Annotated in this window: 10 protein-coding genes and 1 other RNA gene; 2 read left to right on the forward strand and 9 right to left on the reverse strand. The window is 42.9% G+C overall.

Translation table 11 applies throughout. The annotated features are described in order from the left end of the window. Window positions 1-570 precede the first annotated feature (570 nt). Window positions 571-3,435: a TonB-dependent receptor plug domain-containing protein gene (locus OE749_RS00335; protein ID WP_263710347.1), complete on the reverse strand. Its 2,865-nt coding sequence runs from the start codon at window positions 3,433-3,435 to the stop codon at window positions 571-573. Between the two features lie 329 nt (window positions 3,436-3,764). On the opposite strand from OE749_RS00335, the gene OE749_RS00340 reads away from it, so the two are divergent. Next, window positions 3,765-4,043, forward strand: coding sequence for a late competence development ComFB family protein (locus OE749_RS00340; RefSeq protein WP_263710348.1), 279 nt, complete (start codon window positions 3,765-3,767; stop codon window positions 4,041-4,043). Between the two features lie 17 nt (window positions 4,044-4,060). Here OE749_RS00340 and ffs read toward each other — a convergent pair. Both ffs and OE749_RS00350 read right to left on the reverse strand, forming a co-directional pair. Further along, window positions 4,061-4,157, reverse strand: an RNA gene (gene ffs, locus OE749_RS00345) — signal recognition particle sRNA small type. 108 nt (window positions 4,158-4,265) lie between these two features. After that, the gene (locus OE749_RS00350) at window positions 4,266-5,318 is read right to left on the reverse strand and encodes a Glu/Leu/Phe/Val dehydrogenase dimerization domain-containing protein (protein WP_263710349.1); all 1,053 of its coding nucleotides are present in this window, start codon (window positions 5,316-5,318) and stop codon (window positions 4,266-4,268) included. A gap of 209 nt (window positions 5,319-5,527) precedes the next feature. Here OE749_RS00350 and OE749_RS00355 point away from each other — a divergent pair, with 209 nt between their 5' ends. Then, window positions 5,528-5,995: an Lrp/AsnC family transcriptional regulator gene (locus tag OE749_RS00355; RefSeq protein WP_263710350.1), complete on the forward strand. Its 468-nt coding sequence runs from the start codon at window positions 5,528-5,530 to the stop codon at window positions 5,993-5,995. Window positions 5,996-6,055: 60 nt separating this feature from the next. Here the strand turns inward: OE749_RS00355 and maiA are convergent, their stop codons facing one another. From maiA to phhA, 6 genes are all read right to left on the reverse strand, one after another. Beyond that, the gene (gene maiA / locus OE749_RS00360; RefSeq protein WP_263710351.1) at window positions 6,056-6,709 is read right to left on the reverse strand and encodes a maleylacetoacetate isomerase; all 654 of its coding nucleotides are present in this window, start codon (window positions 6,707-6,709) and stop codon (window positions 6,056-6,058) included. 4 nt (window positions 6,710-6,713) lie between these two features. After that, complete coding sequence (locus tag OE749_RS00365) at window positions 6,714-7,730, reverse strand: fumarylacetoacetate hydrolase family protein (protein WP_263710352.1); 1,017 nt, start codon at window positions 7,728-7,730, stop codon at window positions 6,714-6,716. A 61-nt stretch (window positions 7,731-7,791) separates the two neighbouring features. Beyond that, on the reverse strand, window positions 7,792-8,931 hold the full coding sequence (locus OE749_RS00370; protein ID WP_263710353.1) for a homogentisate 1,2-dioxygenase: 1,140 nt from the start codon (window positions 8,929-8,931) through the stop codon (window positions 7,792-7,794). Continuing rightward, window positions 8,924-10,015 carry a 4-hydroxyphenylpyruvate dioxygenase gene (gene hppD, locus OE749_RS00375; protein WP_263710354.1) on the reverse strand — a complete coding sequence of 364 codons (1,092 nt, stop codon included), beginning with the start codon at window positions 10,013-10,015 and terminating at the stop codon, window positions 8,924-8,926. The genes OE749_RS00370 and hppD overlap by 8 nt, the downstream gene beginning before the upstream one ends. A gap of 207 nt (window positions 10,016-10,222) precedes the next feature. Further along, the gene (gene tyrR, locus OE749_RS00380; RefSeq protein WP_263710355.1) at window positions 10,223-11,779 is read right to left on the reverse strand and encodes a transcriptional regulator TyrR; all 1,557 of its coding nucleotides are present in this window, start codon (window positions 11,777-11,779) and stop codon (window positions 10,223-10,225) included. A 282-nt stretch (window positions 11,780-12,061) separates the two neighbouring features. Beyond that, a complete protein-coding gene (gene phhA / locus OE749_RS00385; protein WP_263710356.1) occupies window positions 12,062-12,862 on the reverse strand; it encodes a phenylalanine 4-monooxygenase in 801 nt (266 codons plus the stop codon). Window positions 12,863-13,055: the final 193 nt, after the last annotated feature.

Genomic DNA, 13,055 nt, shown 5'->3' on the forward strand with positions numbered 1-13,055 from the left:
CCAGCTGCAAGGTCTCGTGAGTGAATACTGTATCCTATTGTGCGTAAACAACAAATGCCGAAATACATGGCGCTCGGTTGTTTTTAGGCCCCTGTTATGCAGATAAATAACCACATCTACTTACTCAAAATTAGTCGCCTCATGTCATAAACATGGCAGGGTGATGGGGTTACGTTGTAAACGAATCTGGCGTTTATGGACGAGAGTTTTCGTTTGCACATACAACAACCACGTTGCTTTATTAAGGCCCAATTAGAACCCGCTTTCACTATACGAGCTCAATTACCTACCCCCAAAGTCAACGAGTGAGTTGCATCTTTTATCTGTTATGAGAAATCAGCTTTATTGCAGTGGTATTTATCTCAAAAATAAGGAGGTTGTTTATAGATGAGATGAAAGGAAGTAATAGGACAAAATGCTAATTACCAAGAGAGGTCGTTGTAGCTTTGTTGATATTTGAAAATAAAAAATGCCAGTCAACAAAGCTGACTGGCATTTTTAAAAGTTTGTTTGTTGAAATCTTAATGTCTTATATTTTTAAGCCACCAAAATATTCAATTAGCCTCTCTCTTAGAAAGATGCTTCAAAACCTACGTAGAAGTAACGGCGAACAGCGTCATATACGTCTGATGCAGTGTTAGTACCAGTTACATCACCAGGCACGCCTTGGCCTAGGAACGGAGGTTCTTTATCGAACAAGTTGTCTACACCCGCATAGATCTCATATTGACCATCTTCACCAAGTGCATAACGCGCCTGTAGATCGTGATAAACATAAGTTCCAATTTGGCCGTAAGTAGCAACAGAGTCATTCTCAACATTTACACGGTCAATATAACGTGCTGTCCAAGCAACTGTCAGGTCATTCCAGTTGTAAGTCGCGTTAAGGTTAACTTTCCAGTCTGGGTAACCGATTTCGCCTTGACTATCAACGATGTCACCACCAGCGAATGGCACGAAATCGTTCGCCATAGAGTGGTTACCAGCAAGGTTCAACTTCATGCTACCGTCGTATAGGTCAAACGTGTAGTCAGCAGAGAAGTCGATACCTTCAACACGGTATTCAGCAACGTTGATTGCTAGTGCGTCAATACGACGAACTAAGCCAGTGCCAGCTTCACGCGTAATAAGGTCACAGAACGGGTTGTTCGGGAAGTTAGGCTGACGAACACACTGATCAACAGTTGTTTGAGCAGTGAACGAGTTAATCGCGTCGTCAACTGTAATTTCATAGTAATCCAACGTGAAGTTGAAGCCTTCAATTTGCTCAGGTGAGTAAACTACACCTACAGTAATTGCATCAGACATCTCTTCTTGTAGTTCAGGGTTACCTGCTGACAAACCACCCGCACTACGGATGTTGCGAGCAAATGGATCTAGCGTCGCTGTACCAGGGATTTGAGCACAGTTTGCGATTACAGTATCAGACTGTCTCTCATATGTTTCATTGTTCCCATCGTCATCAACACTTGCGCTGTTACCACCTACACCACCAAGTGCACATGGATCAACGAAGTTACGGAACGTTTCACTACCTGGATCGAACAATTCGTCGATGTTAGGCGCACGAACAGCGGTAGACTTACCACCACGAATACGTAGACCTTCCATTACTTCCCAGTCAACAGCTGCTTTGTAGGTCGTCGCATCACCCACTGTGCTGTAGTCAGAATAACGAACTGCGAATTCTAAACCAAGATATTCTGCGAATGGTACTTCTGAGACTAGCGGTACAATAGCTTCCACGAAGAATTCGTTAACATCGTAAGAACCCACCGTGTTAGGTGTTGTATTACCTGATGTTAGGCCACCCTGCGCAAGTGTATCAGAGTTGAAACGACTCTCTTCTTCACGCCATTCGTAACCAAACGCAATACCTAGATCACCCGCTGGAAGCTCAAAAGCATAACCAGAGATAGTTGCACCGATTACCTCTTGCTCCATGCGAGAAGTAAGCTGGCTGTCAACTGATACCCAATCAAGCGCCGCACCAGAGATTGAACCTGCACCGAATACATTAATTGGTACACAGCCAAGGTCACGAGCGAACTCATCGGCACATACAGGATTACCGTTATCATCTTCAACTACGCGTAGTGCGTTATAGAAGTTAAGAGTGTTAAATACACCGCCGTTAGTTTGATCCTGACCGAAGTTACCATATTGGTAATATACTTCATAATCGAAGTTATCGTTAATTGCACCATTGAAACCAAGTACTGTTCTGAACGTTTTACGCTGAACGTCACTGCTACGAGGACCAAGCTCAACGAAACGACGATACATAGCGATTTCTGATAGAGGCGGAAGTACAACGTCAGGATTAGCTGCTTGTGCATTAGTCCACGCTGTCTCTGCTAAACCTCTTAGCTCAGTCGGCATGTAGTAGTTGTCAATTGGAATACGGATGTTGGATACTGAGTTACCAACAGAGATAAACTCACCTGTAATTGTAGGCTCTGATTGAGAAGCAGATTGCAACTCGTTGTATGCCGTCTCAGAGAAGAAATTAAAGTGTTCATTAATTTCGTAATTGATGTTGGCATTAAACTGAGTACGTGTGCTTGGAACTTGAAGGATACGAAGCTGGTTACGGTTAAATCCGTCTTCAGATGCCTTGAATGGCTTGTTCCACTCTAGTGTAGAGTCGTCTTGCGTAATTACAGAACCATCTGCCAAGCCAAAGTTACCTTTAGGACCAAATGTACTGTTTACAGCATCGTTAGCAGACATTTCACGGTCGCGCGAGTAGATGATACCCGTATCAGAGTAACCTAAGTAAACGACAGCGTTACCTTTGTCACCATCGAAGTTACCACCAACTGTGATTGAAAAGTCTTTCTCTTCACCACCACCTAGGTCTGAATCACCGTAGCGAGCGTTAAATTCTACGCCTTCAAAATCATCTTTCATGATGAAGTTGATTACGCCAGAAATAGCCTCAGAACCGTAAACAGCAGCTGCACCGCCAGTTACCACTTCTACACGCTCAACTAGGTTGATTGGAATCATTGATACGTCAACAGTAGGTGAACCAGCTGAACCACCGATGTGGCGACGACCATTAACCAAAACAAGTGTACGCTCAGTACCCAAGTTACGAAGGTCTACTGTATTTAGACCCGTTGTTGTCGTGTTAAAGTTACTGTTTGTATCAGATGTACCTGGGATACCCGCAGCTGGAAGGTTGTTGATGAAGTTAGCTACGTTTGTTGCACCAGTAATTTCAATTGACGTTTCGTCAATGATAGTAATTGGTGACGTTGCAACTAGGTCTGTACGCGCAATACGCGAACCTGTTACAGAAATTTTTTCGATTGCTTTTTCTTGTGCGCCTTCTGACTCTTGAGCCATCGCAGCTGGAGCTGAAGCAGCTACTGCTCCGAACACCATTGCATAACGAACGGCTGAAGCCAATTTCGTATTTGTAAACATATGTATTTTCTCCCTGGATCGCTAAAAGGCTTAGCGATGGTTTTTTTGCCGATTTATTCAGCTTTTTTTATGAGGCGTTCAACCTCGGCTGAGGATAATAAACACAAGGGTATCGTTCGGTCAACCTATTAAATGAACGAAAAGTGGTTTTTAAAAGAAGATTTTCACGCTAACGCATCGTCTTTGTAATAAATGTTTTACATTACATATGAATTTGAAACAATTTGCTTATCACGCTATTAAGACTATGTTACTCAACAGAAGTATGGTTGTTTATTCCAATAAACTTGCTAAGTTTGTTTTAAAACCAATGAATCAGGATGATAAAAATGAAACTTGATGACGATATTCATAACTTTTATGAAAAGCTCATTTTAGAGCGCATTGAGCATTTAGGGCTAACAAAAAGTAAATCCGCTAATTATCTCGCAGATTTAACTTGCTTGGCACTAAACCAAGTGCCACCGCGCTATATTCGTTACGAAGTTGACATGGCCTTTTATTTGCCACAAAACGAGCGTCAGCAAATGGAAATGAATGCAGCAGAAGCAATTAGTAAAGCAATTAAATATCTAGACGAGTCTGAGCAAGGTTCTAAGAAAGTTTAAGAGAAAATTGGGTGGCGATCCTCCAGCCGCATCCCGGCACATGAGTCGTCTGCTGCGGCTGCTCCCTTCCGGGCCTGACCGAGTTCACAGAGTATCATTGCGGGAGGACCAAAGGACCACCATAGAAAGATTTCTTCAACTTGCTAATTTGCAGAAAATTGAAGAGGCGCGATTATGACGAAAGCAGGCTGAAGTTTCAAGCCTGCAGTGTCTTACTTGCGTTTAATTGGTCAAAAAGCGTTCTTCTGCAATACGATTTGCAATAAAGTTGGTGCTGTTGCCGGTTTCTTCTGCTCGTGTAAAGATCTCTTTTAAATTATCCCCAATGCGCTCGATGTGTGCTCTCATTGCCGCAGAGGTACTCAACATACGTTGGTGGTAGATATCAATCACCCCACCCGCATTAATAACATAATCTGGCGCGTACAAAATTCCTTTTTCAGTGAGCTGCTGTCCAAGGTGCTCCTCTGCCAGCTGGTTATTTGCTGCACCAGCTATTACTTTCGCCTTGATTTGCGGCAAAGTAACATCGTTGATTGATGCTCCCATTGCACAAGGAGCAAACACGTCTACATCAAGCGCAAAAATTTCATCAGGAGATACGACAGTTGCACCAAACTCTTCCTTCGCCTTTTCTAGGCTTTCAGGATAAATGTCAGTCACGAACAACTCAGCACCTTCATTGTGTAGGTGTCTAGCCAGTCGGTAACCTACATGCCCTAACCCTTGAATAGCGACTTTGACGCCCCGTAAATCTCGTTCTAGCTTGTATTCTACTGATGTTTTCAATCCTACAAACACGCCGTATGCGGTTGATGGTGCTGGATTGCCGTCAGCCTCTTCGTCGTTGTAATGGTATTTGGCTTCTGTTCCTGCAATGCTAGTAGAATGCTGCGCCATAATTTTGAGGTCGCTCACAGCGATCCCTGAATCTTCAGCTGTAATATATTTACCACCAAGACTTTCAACAAAACGCCCCATTGCAGCCATCATTTCAGGTGTTTTTTCCTTTCGAGGATCGCCAATAATGACTGACTTGCCACCACCCAGCTTAAGCTCAGCCATTGCCGCTTTGTACGTCATTCCTTTAGACAAACGCAATACATCATTTAATGCTTCTGTACTTGTCGCGTAAGGCCACATGCGGCACCCTCCTAAAGAAGGGCCAAGATTTGTATTATGAACAGCAATAATCGCTTTTAGACCAGATTTTTCATCATGATAGAAAGCAACGTGTTCGTGATTAGCAAATTCTTTGTGATCGAATACAGACATGTAAGGAGTCTCAGTTTATTTTTATGGTTCAATGGCTGAATTCTAGCGCAATGCGGTGAGGATGTGTCTTGCGTGTTTGATGATGAAATGCACTTATCCGAAAGGATGTAACAATATCATTCCACTCTATAGGATATACATCCTAGTTTTTCTCTTGAATTTATCTTTTTTTTTCAGCATTCTAGAAAAAAATTTACAATCCCCTTCACATGAAACTTGATAAATTTGATCGAGAAATTCTCCGGGTTCTTCAAAAAGATGCAACATTGTCTATGGCAGAGCTAAGCCAAAAGGTGGGGTTATCACACACTCCTTGCTGGCGACGCGTCAAGCGAATGGAATCGGATGGCATAATCAAACAAAAAGTTACGCTTCTCGACAACAAAAAGCTCAACTTAGGTGTTTCAGTATTTATTTACGTAACGCTCAAAAACCACGATGGAGACTCCCTAAACGACTTTGAAGCTGCAGTACAAAGCATAGATGAGATCGTCGAATGTCATACTACAAGTGGAGATAAAGACTACCTTCTAAAGGTGATAGTAGAAAGCATTGAAGAATACGAGCATCTACTTAAAAGCAAACTTACCCACTTGCCCTTGGTCGATCATTTGAGTTCCACTTTTGCCCTCAAGCAGGTTAAAAATACCACTGAACTCCCAATCAAAAATCAGTAAATGAGTCTTACAAAACAACAAAAGGCGCTTCATGCGCCTTTTACTCATCGATACTAACGTTCAACTTGCATCAATTTGCGCTTCAGGCAATGCCGACTTGAATGCATCAAGTTCATTGCAGTTATCATTGATACGTCGTATTAGAGGAAACGCCGACATATCGACACCAAAACGCTCTGCGTTGTACACCTGCGGTACGAGTGCAATATCAGCTAGCGTGACATTAAAGCCAAAGCAGTAATCTCCCGCAGTGTTTTGCAATCGCTTTTCAATTCCTCTGAATCCTTTGGTGATCCACGTTTGACACCATGCCTTTTTCCCCTCACCGTCAACATTATAATGCTCAGACAAATAATTAAGCACACGTAAATTAGCGATGGGTTGAATATCGCAAGCCGTATCATATGCTAATGCTCTTACCCTTGCTTTTTCTACTTTATGCGGGGGCAATAGAGGGTGAACATCAGGATATTTTTCATCGAGGTATTCAATGATCGAAAGAGACTGGTTAAGAATTATGTCTTCGTCTTCATCAACAAATGTTGGCACGAGCTCAGATGGATTCAATGATACATACTGTTCAGCGTGCTGCTGACCGCCATCTTTGACTAAATGCACTGGCATATATTCATATGCCAGATTCTTCAAATTCAAGGCAATTCTTACACGGTATGAAGCAGACGAGCGCCAATAACCATATAACTTAAGGCTCATCGCATTATCGCTCGAACTTTACTACAGTTTGATTGATCTCACCGAAAATACTATTTCCAGCCGCATCATTCATTTCAATTTTGATCGTATCGCCAAACTTCATGAAGGGTGTCGCCGGCTTCCCATCACGGATCGTTTCAATCATTCTTACTTCTGCGATGCAGGAATACCCTACTCCGCCTTCTTCTATCGACGTTCCATATTCCGTGCCCTGCTTGTTAGAGACCGTCCCAGAACCAATAATCGCACCCGCACCCAAGTTACGACTTTTAGCCGCGTGCGCCACTAGTTGCGCAAAGTTAAACGTCATATCGTCGCCCGCTTCTGGCTTACCAAAAGCATTACCATTATACGTAGACAACAGCGGTAAGCATACTTTGTCGTCCTTCCAGGCATCTCCAAGTTCATCGGGCGTTACAGCAACGGGAGAAAATGCCGATGCAGGTTTACTTTGGAAAAAGCCGAAGCCTTTAGCCAGTTCGCCTGGAATCAATCCTCGCAGAGACACATCATTGACCAACATAATAAGTTTTATATGCTTACTTGCTTCTTCGACGCTTACCGACATAGGTACGTCATCGGTAATAATCGCCACTTCGCCCTCAAAATCGACTCCCCATTCATCACTTGGGAGCGGAATATCTTGGCGAGGCCCGATGAAGTCGTCAGAACCTCCTTGATACATAAGCGGATCAGTCCAAAAACTCTCCGGCATTTCAGCGCCTCGTGCTTTACGAACAAGTTCAACATGGTTGACATAAGCGCTACCGTCAGCCCACTGATATGCTCGTGGTAGGGGAGATTCACAGTTAGCCTGCTCAAAAGGCATAGCACCATCGATGGCTTCATCGTTAAGTCGCTGATACACATCGTTGAGTTTAGGCTCAACTGCCGACCAATTATCTATTGCATTTTGCATCGTGGTGGCGATGTCACTAACCTCAACACATTTAGTCAAATCGCGGCTAACCACCACTAACTGACCATCACGCGTATTATTTTGTAATGTTGCTAATTTCATATTCTTCCAATTCTAAAACGCTGTTAGATCTCAGAGGCAAATATCACTGAGACCTAACGTGTTACCCTTTCCAGCTATTGATATACTCGAGATTTTCAACTTTCGATGCGGCCTCGCCTATTTCTAGCGCATCACGTGTATCGAGCATCACTGCCACTTCATCAGTAAATTTCTTCTTGTATTCCATGCCGGCTTTAAACGCTTTGGGATGCGGACCGTGAGTAAAACCAGCAGGATGGAAGGTAACCATCCCTTTTTCAATGTTATCACGGCTGAAAAAGTCACCTTCATGGTAGAAAAGCACTTCGTCATAGTCATCATTGTTATGATAAAACGGTACTTTCAATGCTCCGGGATCACTTTCAATTGGCCTAGGTACAAACGTACAGATCACAAATCGGCTCGCTACAAATGTCGTATGGGCCGAAGGTGGCAAATGATATCTGTGACTCATCAGTGGACGAATATCACGCCAATTAAGCCTGACAACCGATAAGTCTCCATGCCAACCAATAGCATCTAACGGATTAAACGGAAACGTTATCTCCGACAGTTGATTATGGCGCTTCACCTCAACCTGCCACGTATTCTCGTCTTGTTGTGCTAAAAACTTGTCATTAATCTTGGGTGTATCAAGCACAGCAGGATCAAATACCGCATGGGGGCCAACCATCCCTTTTTCAGGTAATTGATAGCTATCATTTGTGGCTTCAATCATCAGAATTTGCATTGGCTCATGAGGCTCCAAACGCCACATCGTCGAGCGTGGTAATACCACGTAATCACCTTGCACTATTTCAAGGTGACCATAGTCACAATAAAGGCTGGCTGTTCCCTGATGGATAAATAGCAGCTCGTCACCATCTGCATTTCGCACTAGTTTGTTCATGGCTGCATTACAATGCCAAATTCGATACTGGCAATGAGCATTCTTCAAAATGGTTGGTGCAGACCAAGGTGAAGAAGTTGCTGTTTCCACATCTTGCGCTTCAAGCTGGTTAAGATCAAACGCCCTAGGCTTAAGCGGCCCTTGCCAATCCACCCAGTTCGTAGGCGGATGTTTATGGTGTAAATGCGCAGCTGGGCCGAAGAACCCACTTCGACCAACTTCCCGCTCATAAATGCCCTCTTCAGGAAAGTCGGCATGCGCCTGCCTAGACGTTATGCCTTCATGGCGAGGGAAATTAATCCATCTACGCATCTTCTTTTTCTCCAGAGATTACGCCGCGGCGAATCTGGTCAAGTTCAATAGATTCAAACAGCGCTTTAAAGTTTCCTTCACCAAATCCTTCATTACCTTTACGCTGAATTATTTCAAAGAACACTGGACCTATTACCGTGTCAGTGAAAATTTGTAAAAGAATGCCATCTTTCATTGGCGCACCATCAATCAGAATTTTAAGCTCTTTAAGCTTATCTAAGTCTTCTGTGTGACCTTCAACGCGCTCATTTACTTTTTCGTAATAGGTATCTGGCGTGTCCATGAAAATCATGCCACGCGCTTTCAAATCGCGAACTGTTTGATAGATATCTTCGGTGGTTAAAGCAATATGCTGAATGCCCTCGCCATTGTATTCTTTCAAAAACTCTTCAATCTGCGACTTATCATCAGAGCTTTCATTAATAGGAATACGGATTTTTCCGCAAGGTGACGTCATTGCTTTACTTACCAAGCCCGTCAACTTTCCTTCAATATCAAAATAGCGGATTTCACGGAAGTTGCCGATTCGCTCATAGAAGTCAGCCCACACGGCCATATTGCCACGCTGGACGTTATGCGTGAGATGATCCAATACACGTAAACCCACGTCAGCGTCTTGCATTTTTTCTTGCCAATCGTCATAGAATTTGAAATCCACATCGTAGATGCTGGTATCACCGTATCGATCAACAAAATAAAGTGTACTTTCACCGATACCATAAACGGCTGGAATATTTAGCTCCATCGCACCTAGATTGCCTACAAACTGCTTCGCGCCGTTCTCAATCGCATGTTGTAGCGCTCGCGAAGCATCTTGTACTCGAAATGCCATACCACAGACACTTGGCCCTCTAAGACGAGCAAATTCCTCAGCTTGCGACGCAGGCTCAGCATTTACAATAAAGTTGATATCGCCTTGCTTGAATAGCCACACTTGTTTAGAGCGATGCTTTGCCACTTCTGCAAATCCAAGTCCGCTGAATAAATCTTTTAAATCCTGAATTCCCTTTTCGTCTGCCGCTGTATACTCAACAAATTCAAAGCCATCGCAACCTAAAGGGTTATATGAATAATCTACTGTCATAACGTTCTCTGTAAACCAACTGTTAAATTATAATTATCGTTATTGAAATTAGACGTAAATAGACACCAAAAACTCCCTTCAGAGAAGCTTTGAACGCACTTTGTTTATGAACAAAGTGTAAAGCAAACCTGTAACCTTTTTTTTACATATAAAAAAAGGCAGCCTATAAAGCCGCCTCTTTTCTAAGTGTTTGAGCTATCGCTGTGACTACATTTTTACTGTTTTTTTATTGATATTGTACTCTCGTAGTTTGTTCGCAATGGCTGTATGGCTGAGTCCCAATTTTTTAGCCAATTGCCGCGTGCTAGGGTAGAACGGATACAATCGTCTCAATAAACTTTTTTCAAATCGCTTCACTTCCTCTTCTAGTGAACCTTCGAAATCCTCTGGCACGAAGCTCACGCTGGTAGAGGCGGAAGGAAGCTGAATGTGTTCTCGGTTTAATTCATTGCCGTCCATTAAAGATAGCGCTCTGTACAATGCATTTTCGAGTTGTCTCACGTTGCCTGGCCAAGGATAGGTTTGTAAATATTCAACGCAGGATTTATTCAGCTTGGGAGGACGCCTGCCCAATTTCACACTGTGTTGACGTAAAAACTTCTCAGCTAAAGCAACAATGTCGTTTTTTCTATCGCGAAGCGGCGGCACAACAATACTTAAGACATTCAGACGATAGTAAAGGTCTTCTCTGAATTTTCCTTCTTGTACAAGTTGGGCAAGATCCTTTTGTGTTGTACACACAATCCTAACATCAACTTTCAGCTCTTTACTATCGCCTACCCGTCTGAATGTGCCATCCTGAATCACTCGAAGCAGCTTAACCTGAAGTTGTGGCGACATATCGCCCACTTCATCAAGGAATAATGTTCCGCCCTGAGCCAGCTCCAACAACCCTTGTTTAGGCTCCGGTTGACCGAATGCACCCGCGGCATAACCAAAGAGTTCGGTTTCGGCAACATTGTCTGGAAGAGAGGCACAATTCAGTGCTAAAAATTCTCCACTTGCACGGCGACTTGCTTCATGACACGCTTTAGCGAGTAACTCTTTCCCAGTTCCTGTTTCGCCAAAAATCAGCATTGGTCCGTCAAGCTCAGCCATTCGCGTTGCTTCTCGCACCACTTTTTTCATCGCTGAACTGCTGGCCTGAATCACTGAAAAGCTTTCATTACTGGTTTTATGAAAGACCGTAAGCTGTTGCCCTAAACGATATTCAGATTTCAACATAATCAAAGCACCCGCTAGAATCGATGTACCGCCTACATCTGGCACCATAACGGGTAGAATATCTGCTAAAAAGTCCTGTTCGATAAACTTTAACTTATGGGTTTGGGCTAACACGTCTTTGCTTTCAAGCCATTTTAAAAAATTGAAGCCTTTCACAAACTCACTGATATCCTGCCCTATCAAAGCGCGAGCCTCGGTCTCCAGGCTGGTTATTACTGCTTCGTTGACCAAAATAATTCGCCCCTTTGTATCAACGGAAAATACAGGGTCTGGCAGAGTTTGTAATAGTGCTCTAAGCTGATGCTGCTCACGCTCAACCGGCATGAAAGGCGTCGTTTTGACATCTTCAATGCCTTCAATACGGCGGATTTCTGGCATCAAATGCTGAAAGTCAGCGAACTCAATATTTGGAAAGTTAAGAAAGATTTTACCTGCGCTATCTATCTCGATACCACGAAGATCAATCTCATAGTTAACAAGAATATCAAGCACGTCCTGTGTGATGCCAAGCCGATCCTGGCAACTGATCTCTAAACGCATGAATAGGAGGTTCCTAGAAAAACTTGTAAAGATATTAATACAAAGAGGAGATTAAAACAGCTACATCAAAACGTTAAATGAAAAAAAGTAATCTCACTCAATAGCCAAATTAATGAAAGTCAGCAATATGTCGTGATGCTAAGGCCTTACTCATTGGCAAACGAGGGGTAAAATACCTGTCCAATATCCAAAAGTAAATTGTTCATTTACGTTACTTGCATTTTGTCGCCAGTAACTTAAGGAGAGATATTAAAAAGGCCGCTTACTGCGACCTCATAAACATTAACTTGCAAGTTTTTCTTTTGGTGGAAATTTAGGCGCGTGCAAACCTAAACGTTTTGCTTGCTCCACAAGCGCCATAATGTCCATATCTGCAATATCAAATAAGGTATTCAAACTCGGGATGGTAAAATACACCGGCTGCATAATGTCTATTCGATATGGCGTTCTTAACACCTCTACCGGGTCTAATGTATAGCGTTCCGGCACCTCACTCTCTGTGGAATAAAGGGTTTCTCCAGGTGATGAAAGGATACCGCCGCCATAGATTTTAAGCCCTTCACTATTTTGCATAAGCCCGAATTCAACCGTAAACCAATACAAACGCGCGAGATAAACACGGTCTTCTTTACTGGCTTTTTGCCCCAATTTTCCATACGTATGGGTAAAGTGCGCAAATGCAGGATTAGTGAGTAACGGACAATGACCAAAAATCTCATGAAAAATATCAGGCTCTTGTAAGTAATCAAACTCTTCACGCGTGCGAATAAATGTTGCTACTGGAAACTTTTTATCGGCTAGTAAATTAAAAAATGCGTCAAAATTGATAAGCGCTGGCACTTCAGCGACTTGCCAACCAGTTTCACGCATCAATACTTCATTGACTTCACCTAGTTGAGGAATTCTATCTTTCGGCAAGTTGAGTAAATCTAGCCCCTGCATAAATTCATCACAGGCACGGCCTTCAACTATCTCAAGTTGACGCTCGACTAAATCACGCCAAACCGCATTTTCCTCGTCTGTCCAATGAACAATGCCATTTTCATCAAGAGGTTTAGAAACATATTTACTATTTTTTGCCATAAGACCATTCATCTTGGTAACACTGCGTTCAACCTTTCTACCTCTGAATAGAGAATCTAGGAAACGCATATCAATTATGGAGGCGAGTCTACTGATTTACCGAAAAAGCGGAAGAGAAGACTCAATTTTAAGCACGTCAGGATTTGTAACATTAATTTTACAAAAATAACACTTAAGCCTTATAAATCATGAG

This window comes from Fluctibacter corallii (assembly GCF_025751585.1).
Classification (GTDB): domain Bacteria; phylum Pseudomonadota; class Gammaproteobacteria; order Enterobacterales; family Alteromonadaceae; genus Fluctibacter_A; species Fluctibacter_A corallii.